Genomic DNA, 21,354 nt, shown 5'->3' on the forward strand with positions numbered 1-21,354 from the left:
CCTCCCGGGGGCACGGCGGTCGGCGGACCACGCGGCGAACAATTGGCAAGGAAAGAGTAGCCTAATCACGCACACGACGTGCTCCCGGCGGCGGCCCGCTCTCCCGCGGTCCGGCCCCCGCCGGGTGCGGATCAGGAGAAGACATGCCCGAGGAGTCCCCGATCACCGTCCGCAACGCCCCCGGCCGGCGGCGCTACGAGCTCGTGGACGGCGGTGAGGTCGTCGGATCGGCCCACTACCGGGCCTTCGGCGCCCGGTCCGGGCCGCAGCGGATCGTCTTCCACACCGAGGTGGCCTCCTCCCACGAGGGCCAGGGGCTGGGCAGCCGGCTGGCCCGGCACGCGGTGGAGGACATCATCGACGCCGGGATGAAGGTCGTGCCCGTGTGCCCGTACCTGAAGAAGTGGCTGGGCCGGCACCCCGAGTACGCCGACTTCGTGGCGCCCGTGCGCCCCGAGCACCTCGAGGCCGTGCCGGAGCAGGCCCGGGCGGCCGCCCGGGACGCCCAGGAGGGCGCCGGGGAGGACCCCGGCGCGGGGCGCCCGGCGGAATAGCGCCCCGGGCGGCGCCGTTGGACCGGGTGGGCCCTCGCGGCCCGCTTCCACCCGTTCCCGAAAGGACCCGCGTGGCCCCCGAGCCCGAGTACTACCGTCCCGTCCCCCTCGACAACGACCCCTCCCGCGCCGGCTGGTCCGGGAACCGTCCCGGCGCCTCCGGCCGCCCGGCCGGGAGCCACTTCGGCGGGGCCCCGTTCGGCGCGCGCTCCGGCGGACCCGCGTCCGGCGGAGTGCCCTCCGGCGGCGCTCCCTTCGGCGCCCCGCAGCGGCCGGTCGTCACGGTGGTCGGCGGGAAGTCGCTGCTGCTCGCCTACGTCCTGTGGCTCCTGCTGGGCTGGCTGGGCGTGCACAAGTTCTACCTGCGCCAGCCGGTCTGGGGACTGATCTACCTCGGCCTCGGCGGGCTGGGCTGGAGCCTGGCCGGGGTCGGCATCGGCTTCCTGTTCCTGATCCCCTGGGCGCTGCTGATGGTCCTCGACATCGTCACGATGCCCTTCCGCACCGCCTTCGTGAACGCCTCGATCGCCCGCAGCGCCTGGGTCCGCTGACCGGCCCGCACGGCGCCGTCGTCGCCTCCGCCCGTCCTGCCGCCGTGCCCGGGAGGGCGCCCTCCTGCCCCCGCGCGTTGGGCCGGTCCCCCGCGGTGTAGTAGTGTTGGACGGTCTGTGCCCCCGCCGCCCGAAGTGCGGCGCCGGAGCGCGGACGACGCACAGAACCTCCTGCTGCGGAAGGACCGCAGCCGCTCAGCCCGAAGGAGGTGGGTTCTTTCCATGCGTGAATACGAACTGATGGTCATCATCAACCCCGAGGTCGAGGACCGTGCCGTGGAGCCGACCCTCAAGAAGTTCCTCGAGGTCGTCACCAAGGACAACGGCACCGTCGACAACGTCGACATCTGGGGCCGCCGTCGCCTCGCCTACGAGATCCAGAAGAAGACCGAGGGCATCTACGCCGTGGTGAACTTCACCGCGACCCCGCAGACCGCCCAGGAGCTCGACCGCGTGCTCGGCCTCAACGAGGCCGTGATGCGCACCAAGATCATCCGCCCGGAGGAGCAGAAGATCTCGGCCGAGTGACGACGTCCCGGCGGATCCCGCGGCGCCCCCGGGCGCGGCGGTGAGATGCTGGGAACCCCTCGCACGTCCCGTACGACCGCGAACCCCATCCGACCCGGGAGGTCCACATGGCTGGTGACACCGTCATCACAGTGATCGGCAACCTGACCGCCGACCCCGAGCTGCGCTTCACCCCGTCGGGTGCGGCCGTGGCCAACTTCACCGTTGCGTCCACGCCCCGCACCTTCGACCGCCAGTCCAACGAGTGGAAGGACGGGGAGACCCTGTTCCTGCGCTGCTCGGTGTGGCGCGAGGCGGCCGAGAACGTGGCGGAGTCCCTGCAGAAGGGCATGCGCGTGATCGTGCAGGGTCGGCTGAAGTCGCGCTCGTACGACACCAAGGAAGGCGAGCGGCGCACCGTCACGGAGCTCGACGTCGACGAGGTCGGTCCCTCGCTGCGCTACGCCTCCGCCAAGGTCACCCGCAACGCCCGCGGAGGCGGGCAGGGCGGCGGCTTCGGCGGCGGCGGTGGCGGCCAGCAGTCCGGCGGCTTCGGCGGCGGTGGCGGCGGCTTCGGCGGCGGCCAGCAGTCCGGCGGCGGCGGGTTCGGAGGCGACTCCGGGTCCGGCTTCGGCGGGCAGCAGTCCGGCGGCGGCTTCGGCGGCGGCCGCGGTGGCGGCCGGCCCGCCCAGCAGCCCGCGCCCCAGGGCGACCCCTGGAGCCAGTCCTCCGGCGGCAACTACGACTGGGGCACCGGTCAGGACGACGAGCCGCCGTTCTAGGCCTTCCCCGCTTTATCCACATCCCCATCCCGCGGTGCCCAGCCGCGGGCTCCACTTGAAGAACAAGGAGCACCACGATGGCCAAGGCTGAACTTCGCAAGCCCAAACCAAAGCAGAACCCGCTCAAGGCGGCCAAGATCACCGAGATCGACTACAAGGACGTCGCCCTGCTGCGGAAGTTCATCTCCGACCGCGGCAAGATCCGCGCCCGCCGTGTCACCGGTGTGACCGTGCAGGAGCAGCGCAAGATCGCCCTCGCGATCAAGAACGCCCGCGAGGTCGCGCTGCTGCCCTACTCCGGCGCCGGCCGCTGACCCGAGAGGACGCAGACACCATGGCAAAGATCATCCTGACGACCGAGGTCACCGGCCTCGGCGCCGCCGGTGACGTGGTCGAGGTCAAGAACGGGTACGCCCGCAACTACCTCTTCCCGCGCGGCTTCGCGACCCCGTGGACCCGCGGCGGCGAGAAGCAGATCGAGAGCATCAAGGCCGCCCGTGCCGCCCGCGAGGTCGCCTCGCTGGAGGACGCCCAGGCCCTGGCGCACAAGCTCACCTCCGCGACCGTGACCATCCCGGTCAAGGCCGGCGCCGAGGGGCGCCTCTTCGGCACCGTGCGTGCCGAGGACGTCGCCGACGCGGTCGAGGCCGCCGGTCTCGGCTCGGTCGACAAGCGCAAGGTCGAGCTGAACCAGCACATCAAGACCACCGGTGTGTACCAGGCCTCCGTGCGCCTGCACGAGGACGTCAACGCGAACGTCGAGTTCGAGGTCGTCCCCGCCTGATCCGGTTCCGGCCGGGTCCACGGACCTGACGCAAGGGCCCCCGCGGCGTGCCGCGGGGGCCCTTGCGCGTCCCCGGACGCTTCCGGGGTCCCGGACGGGTCTAGAGGGGGCGCAGGGCCTCCACGACGACGTCGAGCGCGGTCGGGCTCGTGCGCACCTGCTCGGCGCGCAGCAGGTCCAGGTCCTTGCCCTCGAGCACGGCGAGCGTCTCGTGCACGTCCGGGCGGGGCACGGCCGGGGGCGGGCCGTCGACGCTGCCGGGTGCGTGGGTGATCCACAGCAGGTGCCCGCCGGGGGCGAGCCACTCGGCGGCCCGGCGCAGCAGCGTGAGGTCGTGGTGGAAGTAGGCGGCGACGACGAGGTCGGCGTGCGCCGGCACGGTGCCCGTCCCGGTGCTCTCCCCGGCGTGCTCCGGCGTGCCGGGGGTCCAGGCGCGCAGGTCGGCCACGAGCGCCCGGCCGGGCAGGCCCTCCGCCCGCAGCGCCTCGCCCACCGTGCGGACCGCGCTCGGGGAATAGTCCACGGCCGTGACGTCCCAGCCGGCGCGGGCCAGGGCCAGGGCGTGCCGGCCGGAGCCCGTCCCGAGGTCCAGGGCGGTGGGCCGCGGGTCCCCCGGGGCCCGGTGGGCGCCCGGGGCGCCGTGCCGGCCGGCGAGCCGGTCCAGCAGCGCGGTGACCTCCGGGTGCGGCGCCGTCCCGTCGGGCGGGTGCGTCCCGGAGGCCCAGCGCTCCTCCCACATCCTCTGCGTCTCGTCCACGTCCGGTCCTCCTCGGGGTCTGGCGCTGCTCGGGCTCCCGCGCCGGGCGGGTGCCCCCGGTCCGGCGGCAGGGTCGGGGCGCCGGTGGGGCGTGCCACCGGGGCGGGGGTGCGGACCCCACGGCTCCGCGGGTCAGAATGGACCCATGCCCTCCCTGATCTCCCGCGTCACGCCCTCCGCCCTCCTCTGGTTCGGGGTGGGCTGCCTGCTCACCACCGTAGTGGCCTTCGCCGTGGCCTTCCTGGGAGGCAATGCGGCCGGCGGGCAGACCGCGGGGATGTTCCTCGTGGGCGGTCTCGTGGGGGCCACCGTGGCCGCGAGCGTCACGGTCGTGGTGGCCCTCGCCGGGCTGATCGGCTTCCCGCGGGCCCGGCCGCGCTTCGCGGTCCTGCTGCTGCTCGCCGTGGTCTGCCACCCGCTGCTGTGGATCGGGCTGCTCGCCACGGTGCTCTGACCGGCCCGTCCGCGCCGGGCCCGTCCGCGCCGGGGAGGTCAGCGCCGGACGCCGTCCGGACGGGTCCTTGTCCGGTTCGGTCGCCCGTTCGCCCGTTCGCCCGTCCGTCCGCGCCGGTCCGTCTCCGCTCCGCCCGCCCGGGCCGGACGCCGTCCGTTCCGGGCGGCGACCGTCGCCGCCGCCCACCCGTTCCCGGCCGCCCCTCAGCGGGTGCGGCGCACCGCGTGCGCGCCGCGGCCCGGGGTGCGGGGGCGGGCCAGCACCCGCGGCACGAACGAGCGGGCCAGGGCGAGGTCCTGCGGCACGAGGTCCCGCGCCCAGCGGGCCCAGGCCGCGGCCGGGTCCAGGGTGCGCACGGCCTCCCCGCGCCGCCGTCCCGCCACGGCCCGCAGGACCCGCAGGTCGTGGGCGCCGGAGCCGTCCACGACGGTCCGGTCGTCGAGGTGGGCCCAGCAGTGGCGCAGCACCTCCCGGTCCCCGCGGCGCTCGACGTGGGCCGCGACGGGGCCCCCGGTGGTCTCGGCCACCGCGACGGCCAGGGCCAGGCACTGGCCGCGGGCGAAGACGTGCGCCGCGGCCGCGTCCCACCGGCCGGGCACGACCCGCACCGGCCGCCGCTCGACGTCCGCGACCGTGCGTGCGGCGTGCGCGGCCGGAGGAGAGGAGCGGGCGGGGGAGCCGGGCGGTGCGGGGGCGGGAGCGGCGGAACGGTCGGCGGGGCGGAGAACGGCGGACTCCTTCCGGGCGGATCGGCGGGCACGGCCCGCGGCGGGTTCCCGGCCCACCGTACCGGCGGCCCCCGGGAGCCGTCACGGGAGGGTGCCCACACTGTGCTGTGGAGAACACCCGTGTAGTTCCCATCCTCCCTGCACAGGCTGTGCACGATCATCTTCCCAGGTCAGAAGCTTATTGGGGGCGACCTGTGGAGAACTGTCCACAGAGTTTCCCCCAACCTGTGCACAGTCGTCCACGGCGTTTTCCACCGGTTGTCCACAGGCTGGGTCCGCCGGTGTGCACAGCACGGCGAACGGGCCTCAGGCCTCCTGCAGGACGGCCTCGACCGTGCGCCCCAGCTCCAGCAGCACGGCGTCGGAGCCGGGGCCCCCCGCCAGCTCGAGGCCCACGGGCAGGCCCTCCGCGGTGCGCCCGGCGGGCAGGCTCAGCCCCGGGGTGCCGAGCACGCCCGCGAGATCCGTGTGCCGCACGAAGGTCTCGAACGTGGGCACCCGCCGGCCGTTGAGCACCACGGTCTCGTCCTCGCCCACGGGCCGCGCCGTCAGCGGGCAGGTCGGCTGCACGAGCGCGGCGACCCCGGTGGCCGAGAGCGCCTCGGCGTGCAGGCGCTGCGCCACGCGCCGGTGCTCCAGGGCGGCGCGGTAGTCGTCGTCGGCCGCGCGGAAGACCTCGGCCAGCTCCCAGATCCGCCGCAGGTCCGGGCCGGCCAGCCCCTCCCGGACCTGAACGAGGCCGGGACCGGTGCCCGCCCGGGCCAGGTAGCCCTCGAGCCCCGGCAGGAACTCGTGCAGGGCGATCGCCATGCCCGCCGCGGCGCTCAGCTCGCGCGCCTCCCGCAGGTCCACGGCCACCAGCTCCGCCCCGGCGGCCTCCAGCGCCCGCAGGGCCGCGCCGAACACCGCGTCCACTCCCGCCTCGAGGTCCTCCGTGAACGGCTCCGGCACCCCCAGCCGCACGCCGTGCAGGGGGCCGGCCCCGGCCTCGTCGTCGTGGTCCAGGCGCCGCGGCGGCGGGCAGCCGTGCGGGCGCTCGCCGGCGAGCAGGGCGTCGAGCAGCACCACGTCGTCGACCGTGCGGGCCATCGGCCCGGCGGTGTCGCGGGTGCGGGAGACCGGCAGGATCCCCGCGGACGGATAGCGGCCCACGGTGGGGCGGAACCCCACGACCCCGCACAGGGCGGCCGGGATCCGCACCGAGCCGCCGGTGTCCGCGGCCACGGCGGCCGGGACGAGGCCCACGGCGACCGCGACCGCCGCACCCCCGCTGCTGCCGCCCGCGCTCAGGGAGGGGTCCAGCGGGTGGCGGACCGGGCCGTGGCAGCCGTTGTTCGAGGTGATCCCGAAGGAGAGCTCGTGCAGGTTGGTCCGCACCGGGAACAGGGCCCCGGCCGCCCGCAGGCGGTGGACGACCGCGGCGTCGCGGGCCGCGACGTTGCCCGCCAGGGCACGGGTGCCTCCGGTCGTGGCCTGTCCCGCGACGTCGAGCACGTCCTTGAGGGCCACGGGGATGCCCGTGAGCGGGCCCTCGGTGGCGTGCCGGTCCAGGGCGTGGGCGAAGGCCCGGGCCAGCTCCAGGTCCTCGGCGAGCACCGCGCCGAGCGCGCGGGCCGCGGGCAGGGCCTCCAGCAGGGCGTCGAGCAGCTCCAGGTGGCCGATCCGCCGGGCCGCCAGCTCCGCCCGGGCCGTGCGCACGTCCCAGGCCCGCGGGCCGTCCGGTCCTGTGTCGAGGGTCATGGCTCATCCTCCCCGTGCGGGCCGAACGGCGGCAAGGGGCGCCCCGTCCGCCGGCCCCTCACGCGCGGGTGTTGGGGACCAAGTGGTGGGGGCCCACGAAGCCCACGTGCACCCTCCCGGTGGCCCCGCCGGTGTCGTCGTGGAAGTAGATCCGGGGTGCGAGGTCCCCGCCGCCCTCGCTGATCTTCAGGTGGGCCTGCATCACCATCCGGCCGGAGGGCTCGACCCGCGGGTCGACGTCGAAGACCCGTGTCCGCCGGTACTTCGCGCAGTCCATGACCGTCTCGGACTCCCGCATCGCCAGCTTCTTCTCCGAGGCGGGCCAGCACACGGCGGCGGACCCGCCCTGCGCGCACCAGGCCCAGAAGCCCCCGGCGAAGCCCTCCTCGCGGCGTGCCCGGGCGTAGGCCGCCAGCGCGCGCAGGCCGCGGTGGGCGGTGGCGGCCCACGCGGCGGCCTCGGGCGCGGTGTCGACGCCGTGGAGGTCCCGGGCGGCGGAGCGGCTGATCGTCAGCCACGCCCGCAGGTGCCGCTCGGCCGCGCGCACCGCCTCCGAGACGGTCCGCACCTCGTCCGGCGGCCCGCCCGGGGCGGGGTCCTGCACGCCCCAGGCGTGGTGCTCGAGCCCCGCCGCGCGCAGGGCGGCGAGGACCCGGTCCAGGTGCCCGGAGACCCGCGCCAGCTCCGCCCGGGTGCCGGCGTGCTCCTCCCGCTCGAGCGCGAGGGCGAACTCCAGCTCCTCCGCCGACGTGCCGGCCGCCTCCTCGGCCGCCTCTCCGCCGGCGTCCGGGTCGGCCGCCGGACCGGACGGGCCGCCGGCTGCGCCGTCCCGGTGCGCCGAGCGCGTGCTCGCCACGGTGTCCCCCGCCCCTCGTCGTGTGTTTGCTATCGATAATTCCCGGGTGCTCCGGGGGCCACAAGCCCCACAGTGACCGACAGACCGGCCCGCGCCGGCGTGTCGAGGCCGACACCGCAGCGGCCCCCGTCCCGGTCGGGAGTGTCCGCGGTCGGTGCGAGAATGGAGGGGCTGTCCGGGAGGTGGGGCGGCGTCGTCGTCGTGGATCGTGACCGTGCCCCCGCACGGGCGCGGGGGAGAGGTGGAGTTCGTGTCGGAGTACTCGTCCGGGGGCGACCGCGAGTTCGGGCGGACCCCGCCGCAGGACAACGTGGCGGAGCAGTCCGTGCTCGGCGGGATGATGCTGTCCAAGGACGCCATCGCGGACGTCGTCGAGGTGCTGCGCGGGGTGGACTTCTACAAGCCCGCCCACGAGTCGATCTACGAGGCGATCATCTCCCTCTACGGCCGCGGTGAGCCGGCCGACGCCATCACCGTGGCCGACGAGCTGACCAAGCGCGGGGAGATCGAGCGCGTCGGCGGGCCCGCGTACCTGCACACCCTGATCTCCTCGGTGCCCACCGCCGCCAACGCCGCCTTCTACGCCGAGATCGTGCGCGAGCGCGGCGTGCTGCGCCGCCTCGTGGAGGCCGGGACCAAGATCGTGCAGCTGGGCTACAGCTCCGACGGCGAGGTCGACGACATCGTCAACGCCGCCCAGGCCGAGATCTACCAGGTCGCCGAGCGGCGCTCCTCCGAGGACTACTCCGTGCTCAAGGAGGTCATCGAGGCCACCGTCGACGAGATCGAGGCCGCCGGCACCCTCGGCGACGGCATGCGCGGCGTGCCCACGGGGTTCATCGAGCTCGACGAGCTGACCCAGGGCTTCCAGGGCGGGCAGATGATCGTCATCGCCGCGCGCCCGGCCATGGGCAAGGCGCTCGCCCTCGACACCCCCGTGCCCACGCCGACCGGCTGGACCACCATGGGCGAGGTCGCGGTCGGCGACGAGGTCCTCGCCGCCGACGGCACGCCGACCCGGGTCGTGGCCGCCACCGAGGTGATGACCGGGCGCCCCTGCTACCGGGTCAGCTTCGACGACGGCTCCGAGATCGTCGCCGACGAGCAGCACCAGTGGCTCACGGAGAGCGGCGACGCGTCGGCGGTGCGCACCACGGGACAGATCCTCGCGTCCCTGGGCACCGGCGAGCGGCACGCCGTCGTCAACGCCCCCGCGCTCGAGCGCGAGGACGCGCAGTACGAGCCCGGCGGACGACGACGGATCACTGCGGTCGAGCCGGTCGGGTCCGTCCCGGTCCGGTGCATCGAGATCGAGCACCCGACGCACCTGTACCTGGCCGGGAAGAGTTTCATCCCCACGCACAACTCGACGCTGGCGCTCGACGTCGCCCGCTCGGCGGCGATCAAGCACAGCATGACCACGGTGATCTTCTCCCTCGAGATGAGCCGCAACGAGATCGCCATGCGCCTGCTCTCGGCCGAGGCGACGCTGAACATGCAGGACCTGCGCAAGGGCCGCCTGCAGGACGAGCAGTGGGCGAAGATCGCCACGACGATGGGCAAGATGGACTCGGCGCCGCTGTTCATCGACGACTCCCCGAACATGTCGCTCATGGAGATCCGGGCGAAGTGCCGCCGGCTCAAGCAGAAGCACGACCTCAAGCTCGTGGTCCTCGACTACCTGCAGCTGATGAGCTCGGGCAAGAAGGTCGAGTCCCGCCAGCAGGAGGTCTCGGAGTTCTCCCGTGCCCTGAAGCTGCTGGCCAAGGAGCTCGAGGTCCCGGTCATCGCGCTCTCGCAGCTCAACCGTGGTTCCGAGCAGCGCCAGGACAAGAAGCCGATGGTCTCGGACCTGCGCGAGTCCGGCTGCCTCACCGCGGAGACCCGCGTCCTGCGCGCCGACACCGGCGCGGAGGTCACCCTGGGCGAGCTGTTCGCCACCGGCGCCCGGGACGTGCCGGTGTGGTCGCTGGGCGACGACCTGCGCTACGTCGAGCGCACCCTGACCCACGTCTTCCCCACCGGCACGAAGCCCGTGCACCGGCTCCGGCTCGCCTCCGGCAAGACGGTGCGCGCCACGGCCAACCACCCGTTCTTCACGTACCGCGGCTGGACGCCCCTGGGCGAGCTGGCCGCCGGCGACCGCATCGGGGTGCCGCGGCACACCGACGGACCGACGCAGCGCACGCAGTGGGACGACGCCCAGGTCGAGGACGCCGCCCTGGCGCTCGCCGAGGGTGACGCCGGCCTGCCCGCCGAGGTCTTCGCCCTGCCCAAGGCCCAGATCCGCCGCTTCGTCCAGACCTTCTGGGCGGAGCACGGGACGGTCCTCCTCGAGGGCGGCCGGGCCCACGTCGTGGCGCCCTTCGACAGCGCCCTGCAGGCCGACCGGTTCGGCCGGCTCCTGCTGCGCTTCGGGATCTCCACCGCCGTGGTGGCCGACGACGACGGCGGGGCGCAGCTGGAGGTCGTCGACCACGACGACCGGATCCGCTTCCTCAAGGAGATCGGGCGCAGCAGCGGCTTCGGCGAGGTCGCCCGGGCGGCCCTCGAGGCGCTCGACGTCCCGGCCGGCCCGGAGACCGACGCCGCGCTGTGGCAGAGCGTCGGCGACGTCCTGGCGGACCCCGTGCCCGTGGGCACCCTGGTCCGCGACTGCGTCGACGAGGTCCGCGCCGCCGCCCCGGCCCCGAAGCTGCAGCAGGTCACGGCGCTGCTCGACGACGCCGACCTGGACCTCGCCGCGGTCAACGACCTGCTGTGGGACACGGTGGTCGCGATCGAGCCCGACGGCGTGGAGGAGGTCTTCGACGCCACCGTGCCGGGGACCCACAACTTCGTGGCCAATGGCATCACGGTGCACAACTCCATCGAGCAGGACGCCGACATGGTGATCCTGCTGCACCGCGACGACGTCTACGACAAGGAGTCCCCGCGCGCCGGCGAGGCGGACGTGATCGTGGCCAAGCACCGCAACGGGCCCACCAAGACGATCGTGGTGGCCTTCCAGGGCCACTACTCCCGCTTCGCGAACATGGCGCACGAGGGGCTCTGACGCCCGCTCCGCGGGACGGGGGAACAGCCTCGTCCTGCGGGTGTCGAGATGCAGGCAAAACTGAACAACCTTCGGGAAACCTGGTTTCGAACTGATGTGGGGCCTGCGGAGACGATCATGGCCGCTTTCTGACAGCCCAAACCAGTTTTCGGTGACGCGGCTGCTCGGTTGCACGGCGACGTTTCCGCAGGTTAGGCGCGGGTTCACCAAAAACTGTTTTCAGTTCCCAGGCGATGTCTGCACATTTTCGGATGGTCTCGGGTGTAGTGGAGATCTGAGAGGGTTGTTTGGACGCGTTCGGGAGCGGCCCTCATCAGTCGTTGGTTCCATGTCGAATCGAACGAGTAGGAGGCGCTGGGTCTAGCCGGTTCCGAATCCGTGAATGCTCGACGGGTAGTTCATCTCCTTAGGGCCTATGCGGGGGATTCGTTGCCCAGTCCATTCCCGTTGGCCCTGGCATCATTCCCGGTGTAGTCGGCGCTGCCTCGAGCCGACCAGCTGTTCGCGAGAGTCGCCTAGGATTGCCTAGTGATCACCGGAGAACTGAAGAGCAAGATCGACGCCGTCTGGAACCGCTTCCGATCAGGAGGGATCTCCAACCCGCTGGAGGTGATCGAGCAGATCACATACCTGCTGTTCATGCGCCGCCTGGATGACCTCCAAACTGCCAAGGAGCAACGAGCCCGGTTCGTCGGGAACGGCGTGATCGATAACCCCGTTTTCCTCCCGGAACAGCAACACCTGCGGTGGTCACGTTTAAAGACCCTGGACGATGCTCAGGAGATGTACGAGACCGTCAGCAACGAGGTCTTCCCGTTCCTGCGAACCCTCGGCGGGGACGAGTCCACGTACTCCCACCACATGGCGAACGCGCGCTTCACCATCCCCACACCGCAGCTGCTGGACCGGGTGGTGCATCTCGTGGACGAACTCCCGCTCCAGAACCGGGACACCAACGGCGATCTCTATGAATACCTGCTCTCCAAGCTGAACTCGGCTGGGCAGAACGGGCAGTTCCGCACCCCGCGGCACATCATCCAGCTCATGGTTGAGATGACCGCACCGACCCCGGACGACCGGATTTGCGACCCCGCCTGCGGCACTGCCGGTTTCCTCGTGGCGGCCTCCGAGTACGTGCGCACCCACTCCTCCGAAGTCATGACCGACGCCGCGGCACGGGAGAAGTACCACCACCGGATGTTCCACGGCTACGACTTCGACTCTACGATGCTGCGCATCGGTTCCATGAACATGCTTTTGCACGGCGTTGAGGGTCCGGACATCCGCTACCGGGACTCCTTGGCCGAGGGCGCTAACGAGGACAGCGGGCAGTACAGCCTCATTCTCGCCAATCCACCGTTCTCCGGCAGCCTGGACTATGAGACGACGTCGAACAAGTTGCTAAAAACCGTCAAGACCAAGAAGACCGAGCTCCTGTTCCTGGCCCTGTTCCTGGACCTGCTCGACATCGGCGGCCGCGCGGCGGTCATCGTGCCCGACGGCGTCCTGTTTGGATCCTCAACCGCCCACAGAACTCTGCGCCGGATGCTCGTGGAGGAGGAGCAGCTCGAAGCCGTGGTGAAACTACCCTCAGGCGTATTTAAACCCTACGCGGGGGTGTCCACGGCAATTCTTTTCTTCCGCAGAACGGGCGGTGCTGGCGGCACGGACAACGTGTGGTTCTACGACGCCAAGGCCGACGGCATGAGCCTGGACGATAAGCGCCAGGAATTGCTGCCCTCGACCAAACTCGGACCGGTTCCGAGCGAGGCGCTAACGGAAGACGAGCACGCGAAGAATAACCTCCCGGACGTCCTCGCCCGCTGGAACGACCGCGACGGTGCCGAGCGCGACCGTGCTCGCACGGAGCAGAGCTTCTGCGTGTCCAAGCAGGAGATTGTCGATGCCGGTTACGACCTCGCGATCAACCGGTACCAGGAGATCGCCTTGGTCGAGGAGGACCACCGTGATCCACTGGACATCATCGCAGAACTCGAAAAGCTCGACGATGAGATTCGCACGGGCCTGGCCGAGCTGAAGGAGATGCTGCGATGAGTGCCTGGCCGATGGTGGCGTTGGGTGAAGTCTGCAAGGTGGTTTCAGGAGGGACGCCCAAGACTACTGAGTCTAGCTACTGGGATGGAGACATCCCCTGGGCCACACCCAAGGACTTGAGCAGCTTGAAGGGAAACTATATCGACAAGCCAGCCCGATTCATCACCGCTGAGGGCCTCAAGTCATCCTCCGCGGTAATGCTACCGCCGAATTCAGTGCTTCTCAGTTCGCGTGCCCCCATCGGATTGCTGGCAATCAATACGACTGCGATGGCTACGAACCAGGGCTTCAAAAGTCTTATTCCGGACCGAGCACGAATTGAGCCGCACTACTTGGTCGAGGCCCTGAAATTTCGACTCCCAGACCTGCTCAATCAGGGCAACGGTGCGACATTCAAAGAGGTGTCAAAGGCCGCAGTAGAACGATTTCAAATTCCCTTTCCGCCCCTATCTGCTCAACGCCGAATCGCGCAGAAATTGGAAGCGTCTCGGCGCGCACTGCGCGCGGCTGAAGTCCAAGTTGAAGAACTGCGAAATATCATCGAAGAAATTGCATATAGCAATTCAGGCCAAAGTGCAGAAATGCATGCTCTCAATGATATTTTGACTCGACCACTTCGCAACGGCGTGTCGCCTTCCGCAAAAGGAAAGTACGCTGGCACGGTGTTGACTCTGAGTGCGATAACTGGCGGACATTTTCGTGAGTTCGCTCGAAAGAACGGCTTTTTTGACGTGCCTCCACTCAGTAAGGCACGTGTGGAAGACGGCTCCTTACTCATTTGCAGGGGAAACGGAAATCGTCGACTTGTTGGAATAGGTGCGTTGGCTCGTCCTGAGTTTCGAGATCTAATTTTTCCGGACACCATGATTGAAGCCCGTTTTGATGCTAGTCGCGTCAGGCCTGAACTGGTCCCACACTTATGGAATAGTGGTGTCGTCCAGAGACAAATCCAGGGCCGCGCTAAGACAACGAATGGCACGTATAAGGTCAGTCAGGCCGATCTCCGAGACATCCGATTCCCCGTTCCGTCGCTAGAGACGCAAGGCAAACTTGCGGCTATTGTCAGACAGATCGAACGCGTTGAGGCTGACATGCAGGCTCGTCTAAGCCTTTCCGGAACACTCTTCGACGCGCTTCAGTACCGCGCCTTCCGGGGTGAGCTCTGACAGGATGGGTGTTGCCCCTGCAAACTGCTGAGCGCTAGGACGAGCATGGCCAGCAACTTCGACTTCATCCGCCCGGAGTGGCCCGGGGTGCACCAAGAGTGCGTGCGAGCTGAGCAGTACGTGCACCAGGACCCGCGGGCTTCGGCGCTGTACGCACGGCGTGTAGCCGAGCAGCTCGTTGACCACCTCTACCTCGCCGCTGGCCTGCCCGAGCCGTATCAGTCGGACCTGGCCGCACGGATCAATGCCCCGACTTTCCGGCAGCTGGCCGGGGACGTGGTCGTCGCCAAGCTCAACGCCATACGCAAGGCCGGCAATACCGGGGTGCACGAGAGCCGCAAAGCATTCAGCGATCAGACGGCGCTGGCTGTACTCAAGGAATTGCACCACGTTGTGCACTGGGCCGCCTTGCGGTTCAGCACGGGCAAGATGGAGCCTTCTCCTGAACACCGCTTCGACTTGTCTCTGATCCCGGACGTAGTCGCTCGCCCGCTCAGCCAGGCGGAACTCAACGGACTGGTCGAGAAGTTCCGCGAGCAGGACGAGGCTCTGGCCGCGGAGCGGAAGCGCTGGGAGCGGTCGGAGGTCGAGCGAGCCAAACTTGAGGCCGACCTCAACGAGCTGCGGAGGCAGATCGAGGAGACCCGCCAGATTCAGGCCCCTGATGAGCACGACTACCAGGAGTCGGACACGCGGCGGTTGCTCATCGACATGTATCTGCACGAGGCGGGCTGGGCGTTGGACCAGGCACGCGATCGAGAGTACCGCGTCGAGGGACTGCCCTCCGGCGGGGGCGGGTTCGTTGACTACGTGCTGTGGGGCGACGATGGGAAGCCGTTGGCGATCGTGGAGGCCAAGCGCACCGGCCGCTCCCCGGAGGACGGCGCTCGACAGGCCGAGGAGTATGCGGATGCGCTCCTAGCCGAGTCAGGGCAGGATCCCGTGATCTACCTGTCCAACGGATACGAGCACCGAGTGAGGGATCGATCCACCGATGCGGCTTACCGGCGGCTCAACGGGTTCCATACACGGAACGAGTTGGAGCGGCTCGTCCAGCGGCGTCATCGTCGCAAACCCCTGACCTCGCTGCCGATCGACCAAGTGGTTGCCGGGCGCCCGTATCAGGAACGAGCCATCCGGGCGGTAGCCGAACACTTCGAAATCCATCACCAGCGCCGGGCACTGCTGGTGATGGCCACCGGCACGGGCAAGACCCGCACGGTCATCGCGCTGACGGACCTGCTGACTCGAGCCAGCTGGGCGCGCACGGTCCTGTTCCTGGCTGACCGGACGAGCCTGGTCAAACAAGCCGAGCGGGCGTTCAAAGCCCACCTGCCCAACACCACCGTAGTGAACCTCGTAGAAGACAAGTCCACGGACGGTCGAGTGTTCGTCTCCACCTACCCGACCATGTTGAACCTGCTCGACGCCAAGAACTCCGACGGCACGTCAATGTTCGGCGCAGGCTTCTTCGATCTCGTGGTGGTGGATGAAGCGCACCGGTCGATCTTCAACCGCTACCTGGCCGTCGTCGAACACTTCGACGCCCACCTGGTGGGACTCACTGCTACCCCGAAGGACGAGGTGGACCGCAACACCTACCGCGTCTTCCAGCTCGAAGACGGCGTGCCCAACGACGTCTACAGCCTCGAGGACGCGGTCAAGGACACCTGGCTGGTCCCGCCGCGAGCCGTGGACGTGCCCCTGAAAATCGTCCGCACCGGCATCCGCTACGACGAACTATCGGAGGAGGAGCGCGCAGCCTGGGACGAGACCGAGTGGAACGACGACGGTGAGATCCCCGACGAAGTGAGCGCCGGAGAGATCAACCGGAGGCTGTTCAACGCCGACACCGTCGACAAGGTCCTGCAGGTCCTCATGGAGCGGGGCCACCGCGTGGAGGGCGGGGACCGGATCGCCAAAACCATCGTCTTCGCCGCCAACGCGAAGCACGCCGCCTTCATCAAGGAACGCTTCGACATCAACTGGCCGGCCCTGGGGGAGTCCGCCAAGGTCATCACGCACAACACCGAACGTGCCCAGGCCATCATCGACGACTTCTCGGATGCGGCCAAGCGTCCGGACATCGCGATCTCCGTGGACATGCTCGACACCGGCATCGACGTCCCTGAGGTCGCCAACCTGGTGCTGTTTAAGCCTGTGCATTCCAAAGCCAAGTTCTGGCAGATGATCGGCCGCGGCACCCGCCTACGTCCGGACCTCTACGGGCCCGGACAGGACAAGGACAACTTCTACGTCTTCGACGTGTGCGGCAATTTCGAGTGGTTCCGCGAGAACCCCCAAGAGAGCAGCGGCAACACCACTCCGTCATTGACCGAGCGGCTGTTCTGGCACCGCCTGGAACTGCTCACCGCCCTGGACGGAACCCTCGACGACGACGCTGCGATTAGCGCTCCTGGTGAAGACGAGGCCGAACTCCATCTGCACGGATTGCGCCGGGCCACGGCCACGATCCTGCACCGCCGCGTGGCCTCGGTGCCGGTGGACAACGTGCTGGTCCGCCCGCATCGGCGCGCCGTGGAACGGTGGTCCCAGTGGGAGAACTGGCACGCCCTGGACGAGTCCACCGCTCAGGACGCCCACCGTGAACTCGCCCACCTGCCTTCGGCCGAGACCGACACGGAAGAGTCCGCCAAGCGCTTCGACCTGCTGTGCCTACAGCTCCAGCTGGCACTGCTTACCGGTGATGAGGCCGTGGCCTTCAAGGTCCGGGAGACCGTCCAGCAGATCGCGTCCTCATTGCTCTCCCAGACCGGCATCGCCGCGGTGAAACAGCAGGCCGAGTTGCTCGAATCGGTCGCCTCAGACGCCTGGTGGGAGGGCGCCGGCCCGACCATGGCCGAGCGAGTCCGTCGACGACTGCGCGGGCTCATGCGCTACCTGCCCAAGGGACGGACCCACATCGTGTACTCGGACTTTGAGGACGAACTCGGTCACGTGCGCGAGATCGAGACCACCAGTGCCGACGTCGGTACGGACATGGAACGCTTCACCGCCAAAGCCCGTGAGTATCTCCAGGCCCACCTGAACGACGTGGCGCTGCAGAAGGTCTACCGCAACCGCCAACTCACGCCCGTGGACCTGCAGCACCTCAACGCCCTGCTGCAAATGAGCGGTGCCGGCTCAGCGGAGGAGATCGCGGAGGCATCCGAGGGAGAGCTCGGCCTATTCGTACGGCGCCTCGTCGGTCTCGACCGAGCCGCGGCACAAGAGGCACTGGCAGAGTTCCTCGACGGCTCTCGCTACTCCGCCGGCCAGATCCGCTTCGTGCAGATGATCATCGAGCACCTCACCGCCAACGGTGTGGTGCCGGCCAGCGCGCTGTTCGCCTCCCCGTTCACCGATCACGGTGACCCCACCCAGCACTTCGATGACGACACCGTGGTGCGGTTGATCGACCGCCTCCGCCAGGTCGAAGCCACAGCCCGGCCCACGGAATTCTCCCAAGGGGCCTGAGCCCATGCCTGCTTCGTTGGGGTTTTCGGCATTCCAAGGGCTGCGCGCCTGAGGTCTGTGTCTACTGCGGCAATCGATAGCGGTCGAGGGTCCATCGGATTCGTGAGACGGCCTGGCGCATCTGCGCCTGACTCACCCCGGCGGGACGGTCCTGCGCTGCTTCTTCCAATGCCCGCAGGGCTCGAGTCAGGCGAAGGCGCTCATCCTTGACGTGGTCACGGCAGGTTGGGCTGCAGAATCGGGGTTGACGTCCCTGGGACTTGAGCCGGTACATGCAGACATTGGTGCACTGGGGATTCATGCACGGCATCTCGGCTGGCAAAGAGTCCAGGAGGGAGCTGAGCGCATCGCGAGTATACGGCGTGCGACGGTGGCGGGACACGGAACCTCCATGGCCAATCAATTCAAGGGAGCTTGTGCATCAAGGGTTGCAGGGTTGAGGGAGGGGCACAAGTGACGATGTCACCCCGTTCGGTGGAGGATCCCAGCAGGCTACCTCCTGGAAAATGGCCACGAGTACTGGCCTTTGGGACGTTATCACTGGGATAACATCCGCGTGATAACAAGGCAGAGCAGGTGCTATCAGCGTGCGTGCTCAGCGCCAGGACGCCAACGAGGTGGTAATCCCGGCGAGGCAGAAGTCACCGGAAAGTCTCCCCGGAAATGCATTGCCACGGCGGTGAGGGGTCGCTAGCCTCTGGGTAGGACCTCGCCCACAAAGTGCGAGGACGCCATCGTTGCAGCGACGGCGTCCCCAGGGCGGGTCCTCGAGCAAAGCGAAAAATGAGAGGACACCTGCCATGGAGCAGTCTATTTGTGCTGTCGTCCCGCCGCTAGCAGTCACACCGAGGAGTGGAACGCCCAAGGGTTGAACGATGGGCGCAGTGCAGTGGTACTTCTTCCTTCCTGATGGCACGAAAGACAAGAGAGCAAATCCAGAGGACGAGTGGGACTGGACTCAAGGACCCCCAGATCTGCGCAGGCTTCGTCCCGCGCGCGACCCGAAGTCCACGGCGAAGTCCAGGCACGTTCCTGTGAGGGCGTACTCCGTGACCATGGGAAAGCATCTCCATCTGGAGTCCGGGGCGGAGCACGATTTGTTGCGAATCGTGGATCGCGACCCTCGTGTTGAAATCATCGCGGCCCAACCTCTCCGTCTGCAGTTCTCCAAGGGCAACAGCCACATCCCCGACCTGTTGACCGTGTCTGTTGATGAAACAGTGACGGTCTGGGATGTCCGCCCCGCAGGGAGAGTCAACGACAAGTTGCAGCGTGACGCGGAGCTGACGGGAGCGGCCTGCCGCGAGGTGGGGTGGGACTACCAGCTCTGGTTGGGCTCTGACCTACGGGAGCGTCTAAAAACACTCTGGTTGACGTGTGCTCGCGACCGCCCTTCCTGGGCCGACCAGTATGTTCCCGTGCTTGAACAGGCGGCGCAGGCGCCAGGGGCGACCGTGGGTCATCTGCGGGCCTTGGATGATGGGTCCGGTGAGCTGACGTCCACGATGTGGCACCTGATGTGGAGTGGGCACATCATTGTGGCCAAGGACATGCCTCTTCAGGACTGGACCCCGGTGACATGGCGGGGGGTCGAATCGTGAAGGCCCACGCGTCCAAAGATCCAGTGAGACAGTGGCGAGCTCACCTGGTGCCCCACCAGAAATACGTGATGGGTAAGCACGGGTTGTGCATCGTCCTCGAAATCCTCAGCCTGTGCGTAATTCTGAAGGACAGCCGCGGGCAAGTCCATGAAGTGCGTTACATCGACCTGGGCCCAGTGTCAGATACAGAAGCAGCCACGGGGGCTGTGGCGAGCACGCCGGCGTTACGACCCCAATGGGACGGGCTAACACAATCGGCGCGCCAGAAAGCACTGGACAAGCTGGAGCGGGTCAACATGATCCTCACTGGCTACCGGTCCGGGTTGCCAGAACTGACTCGCGACGACGAGCCTTGGCCCCCGTTCGTAGCCGGCCACAACCGGACCCAACTGGCCAGTCTGATGGCGACCGAGTTGACGTACGAGCACCACGCGAGCAGAGAATTCCGGTTGCGCGTCGAACGCGGTGAAATCCAGGGGCGTCCCGTCAGTAGAAGCACGGTTCTGGACTGGATCCGCAAGTGGGAGACCGATGGTTTGTGGGGGCTGGTCGACAAAAAGGCCGCCCGCGGCAAGCAAGGCTTCGATCAACTCGACGACCGGTTCAAGGAGGCGGCCAAAGTAGAGATCGCTCCATTCGATGGAGATATCTCAGCAGTTTCTCACGAGGAACTGATCCGTCGAATCGAACTCCGTCTGCTCAGAGCGGGCCATGATGATGTGGTTGTGTCGGAACGAGCCAAGAGCGCTTACGTCTCCTGGCTGATGAGCGGGCGTGGCAAAACGCCTAGAGCACAACGTCAGCGAGCCATCAGTGAAGCCTCTGGCACAACCCACGCCCCGGTCATGCGCCCCGGTCAGGTCGTGGCCATTGATGTCACTCGAGCTGATGTGCGGGTCTACTGTGACGGCTTCGGCATCGTTCAAAGCGTGGAGATCATCACGGCCATCGACGTGTCCACTCGGGTAGTCCTTGCGTTGCGTGTCATACCGATGAGTGCGGACGCTCTTGACGCTGGCCTCCTTCTCTACGACGTCATGAGACCCTTCTCTCAGCTTGTGGAGGGCAGCACCGTCCATGACTGGCGGTGGGCCGGGCTACCACGACACGTCGAGTTCAATGTCCAAGAACTAGGTACCTCTGACCGCAAGCCCCTTCTTCCACCAGGGCCGGGTTTGCAGGGAGAGTATCCAATTCCCGGCCTGAAACCCGTGGCAGTGCGGTGCGATCACGGCACCATTTTCCTCTCTGAGTACTTCTTCGACCTTCTGGAACGCTTCGGTATCGATCTCTTGCCTTCGCGCGGAAGTAAACCCACCGACAACTCCTTCATCGAACGCTGGCACGAAACGCTCCAAGCCCCGCTCCAGGGTTGTCCTGGGTACAAGGGCCGCAACACCACCGAACGCGGACGGCGCGTCGACACCGCCAGCGGCAAGCCCGAAAAAGGGCTTCTGACGGCCGCGCAGCTCCAGACGCGGCTCCGCCGATGGGTAGCACTCGAATACCACAACACCCCCCACGAAGGCCTAGAACTCGGTAAACCCGAAGGCGTGAACCTCACCCCGCTGGAGGCCTTCGATGTCTATTTGGAAATGACGGGCCGACTGGACGTCCCGCAGCATCCCAACCTGCTGTACCAGTTCCTTCCCATCAAGTGGGGCGTCATCGGCCCTTCCGGGGTCGAGTTTCGGAACATGACCTACGACGCCGAGGCTCTTAAGGAATACCGCCACGCCTATGTTGGACAGTTCCGCGGGCAGGACCGGGCGGCCCCGTTCTTCTACGATCCGCACGATGTTTCCTGCGTGTGGTTTGCCGATCCAGTCACCGGCGCCGTACATCGAATCCCTTGGCGGGGCGAGGCTTTGTTGGAAGCGCCGATGACCGAGGCTGTGCTAAAAAACGTTCAAAAACGCATCAGAGACCGTGAAGGTCCTAAGGCCCTGCGACGTAAGGACGCGAGGAAGCAGATCCGGGACGCACTGGGCGACTTGGCGCAGGAAGACCCTCGGCGCATGGGAGCGGCGTCCCTGCGGGTGGATGCGTCCCAGGTTGCCCACGCTGAGGCGCAACAGGCCGCTGAGGGAGGCGCCGATAACACCCTGATCGAGTGGATGTCCGGTGTCGAGGAGGACACCCCGATGCCGCCCACCGTCTTTAATCCTCGTTTGGATCCCTGGCCAGACCTGTCCCGAGGCGGTGAGGACTGATGGACGCCGCTACTTGGCATCATCGCGCTGTCATAGGAGCCCCTGGACCTCCTGACCCGCTGAGCCTCAAAGAA

Annotated in this window: 17 protein-coding genes; 13 read left to right on the plus strand and 4 right to left on the minus strand. The window is 68.2% G+C overall.

Annotation, left to right across the window (positions count from 1 at the left end; genetic code table 11):
- Positions 1 to 143 precede the first annotated feature (143 nt).
- From LQU92_RS04075 to rplI, 6 genes are all read left to right on the plus strand, one after another.
- The gene (locus tag LQU92_RS04075; protein WP_230777517.1) at positions 144 to 554 is read left to right on the plus strand and encodes a GNAT family N-acetyltransferase; all 411 of its coding nucleotides are present in this window, start codon (positions 144 to 146) and stop codon (positions 552 to 554) included.
- Positions 555 to 625: 71 nt separating this feature from the next.
- Positions 626 to 1,105, plus strand: a complete 480-nt coding sequence (locus LQU92_RS04080) for an NINE protein (protein WP_230777520.1) — start codon at positions 626 to 628, stop codon at positions 1,103 to 1,105.
- A 222-nt stretch (positions 1,106 to 1,327) separates the two neighbouring features.
- Positions 1,328 to 1,633, plus strand: a complete 306-nt coding sequence (gene rpsF / locus LQU92_RS04085; protein WP_058857592.1) for a 30S ribosomal protein S6 — start codon at positions 1,328 to 1,330, stop codon at positions 1,631 to 1,633.
- 107 nt (positions 1,634 to 1,740) lie between these two features.
- Positions 1,741 to 2,394: a single-stranded DNA-binding protein gene (locus LQU92_RS04090; RefSeq protein WP_058857593.1), complete on the plus strand. Its 654-nt coding sequence runs from the start codon at positions 1,741 to 1,743 to the stop codon at positions 2,392 to 2,394.
- Positions 2,395 to 2,471: 77 nt separating this feature from the next.
- Positions 2,472 to 2,708 carry a 30S ribosomal protein S18 gene (rpsR, locus tag LQU92_RS04095; RefSeq protein WP_101851234.1) on the plus strand — a complete coding sequence of 79 codons (237 nt, stop codon included), beginning with the start codon at positions 2,472 to 2,474 and terminating at the stop codon, positions 2,706 to 2,708.
- Between the two features lie 20 nt (positions 2,709 to 2,728).
- Positions 2,729 to 3,178, plus strand: a complete 450-nt coding sequence (gene rplI, locus LQU92_RS04100; RefSeq protein WP_058857595.1) for a 50S ribosomal protein L9 — start codon at positions 2,729 to 2,731, stop codon at positions 3,176 to 3,178.
- A gap of 100 nt (positions 3,179 to 3,278) precedes the next feature.
- Here rplI and LQU92_RS04105 read toward each other — a convergent pair whose 3' ends face one another.
- Positions 3,279 to 3,935: a bifunctional 2-polyprenyl-6-hydroxyphenol methylase/3-demethylubiquinol 3-O-methyltransferase UbiG gene (locus tag LQU92_RS04105; protein WP_230777523.1), complete on the minus strand. Its 657-nt coding sequence runs from the start codon at positions 3,933 to 3,935 to the stop codon at positions 3,279 to 3,281.
- 145 nt (positions 3,936 to 4,080) lie between these two features.
- Here LQU92_RS04105 and LQU92_RS04110 point away from each other — a divergent pair, with 145 nt between their 5' ends.
- Complete coding sequence (locus tag LQU92_RS04110) at positions 4,081 to 4,389, plus strand: hypothetical protein (protein ID WP_058857597.1); 309 nt, start codon at positions 4,081 to 4,083, stop codon at positions 4,387 to 4,389.
- Between the two features lie 203 nt (positions 4,390 to 4,592).
- Here LQU92_RS04110 and LQU92_RS04115 read toward each other — a convergent pair whose 3' ends face one another.
- The 3 genes from LQU92_RS04115 to LQU92_RS04125 form a co-directional block, all read right to left on the minus strand.
- The gene (locus tag LQU92_RS04115; RefSeq protein WP_230777525.1) at positions 4,593 to 4,997 is read right to left on the minus strand and encodes a hypothetical protein; all 405 of its coding nucleotides are present in this window, start codon (positions 4,995 to 4,997) and stop codon (positions 4,593 to 4,595) included.
- Between the two features lie 426 nt (positions 4,998 to 5,423).
- On the minus strand, positions 5,424 to 6,857 hold the full coding sequence (locus LQU92_RS04120) for an amidase family protein (RefSeq protein WP_230777527.1): 1,434 nt from the start codon (positions 6,855 to 6,857) through the stop codon (positions 5,424 to 5,426).
- Positions 6,858 to 6,915: 58 nt separating this feature from the next.
- Positions 6,916 to 7,713, minus strand: coding sequence for a hypothetical protein (locus LQU92_RS04125; protein WP_230777529.1), 798 nt, complete (start codon positions 7,711 to 7,713; stop codon positions 6,916 to 6,918).
- Positions 7,714 to 7,963: 250 nt separating this feature from the next.
- Between LQU92_RS04125 and dnaB the strand changes: the two genes are divergently transcribed.
- The 6 genes from dnaB (at position 7,964) to LQU92_RS04155 (ending at position 21,280) form a co-directional block, all read left to right on the plus strand.
- Positions 7,964 to 10,768, plus strand: a complete 2,805-nt coding sequence (gene dnaB, locus LQU92_RS04130) for a replicative DNA helicase (protein ID WP_230777531.1) — start codon at positions 7,964 to 7,966, stop codon at positions 10,766 to 10,768.
- 528 nt (positions 10,769 to 11,296) lie between these two features.
- Positions 11,297 to 12,823 (plus strand): class I SAM-dependent DNA methyltransferase, encoded by a 1,527-nt coding sequence (locus LQU92_RS04135; RefSeq protein WP_230777535.1) that lies wholly within the window; start codon positions 11,297 to 11,299, stop codon positions 12,821 to 12,823.
- Positions 12,820 to 13,989: a restriction endonuclease subunit S gene (locus LQU92_RS04140; protein WP_230777537.1), complete on the plus strand. Its 1,170-nt coding sequence runs from the start codon at positions 12,820 to 12,822 to the stop codon at positions 13,987 to 13,989. Before LQU92_RS04135 ends, LQU92_RS04140 begins: the two co-directional genes overlap by 4 nt.
- A gap of 45 nt (positions 13,990 to 14,034) precedes the next feature.
- A complete protein-coding gene (locus LQU92_RS04145; RefSeq protein ID WP_230777539.1) occupies positions 14,035 to 17,466 on the plus strand; it encodes a DEAD/DEAH box helicase family protein in 3,432 nt (1,143 codons plus the stop codon).
- A gap of 875 nt (positions 17,467 to 18,341) precedes the next feature.
- Positions 18,342 to 19,067, plus strand: coding sequence for a TnsA-like heteromeric transposase endonuclease subunit (locus tag LQU92_RS04150; RefSeq protein ID WP_230777543.1), 726 nt, complete (start codon positions 18,342 to 18,344; stop codon positions 19,065 to 19,067).
- 47 nt (positions 19,068 to 19,114) lie between these two features.
- A complete protein-coding gene (locus LQU92_RS04155) occupies positions 19,115 to 21,280 on the plus strand; it encodes a hypothetical protein (RefSeq protein WP_230777559.1) in 2,166 nt (721 codons plus the stop codon).
- Positions 21,281 to 21,354: the final 74 nt, after the last annotated feature.

The organism is Kocuria sp. LUK, from assembly GCF_021012935.1.
GTDB classification, from domain to species: Bacteria; Actinomycetota; Actinomycetes; order Actinomycetales; family Micrococcaceae; genus Kocuria; species Kocuria flava.

Coding starts and splice junctions, on each gene's coding strand:
- LQU92_RS04075 (WP_230777517.1), top strand. CDS start 144: ATGCCCGAGGAGTCCCCGATCACCGTCCGCAACGCCCCCGGCCGGCGG.
- rpsF (WP_058857592.1), top strand. CDS start 1,328: ATGCGTGAATACGAACTGATGGTCATCATCAACCCCGAGGTCGAGGAC.
- LQU92_RS04090 (WP_058857593.1), top strand. CDS start 1,741: ATGGCTGGTGACACCGTCATCACAGTGATCGGCAACCTGACCGCCGAC.
- rpsR (WP_101851234.1), top strand. CDS start 2,472: ATGGCCAAGGCTGAACTTCGCAAGCCCAAACCAAAGCAGAACCCGCTC.
- rplI (WP_058857595.1), top strand. CDS start 2,729: ATGGCAAAGATCATCCTGACGACCGAGGTCACCGGCCTCGGCGCCGCC.
- LQU92_RS04110 (WP_058857597.1), top strand. CDS start 4,081: ATGCCCTCCCTGATCTCCCGCGTCACGCCCTCCGCCCTCCTCTGGTTC.
- LQU92_RS04120 (WP_230777527.1), bottom strand. CDS start 6,857: ATGACCCTCGACACAGGACCGGACGGCCCGCGGGCCTGGGACGTGCGC.
- LQU92_RS04140 (WP_230777537.1), top strand. CDS start 12,820: ATGAGTGCCTGGCCGATGGTGGCGTTGGGTGAAGTCTGCAAGGTGGTT.
- LQU92_RS04145 (WP_230777539.1), top strand. CDS start 14,035: ATGGCCAGCAACTTCGACTTCATCCGCCCGGAGTGGCCCGGGGTGCAC.
- LQU92_RS04150 (WP_230777543.1), top strand. CDS start 18,342: ATGGGCGCAGTGCAGTGGTACTTCTTCCTTCCTGATGGCACGAAAGAC.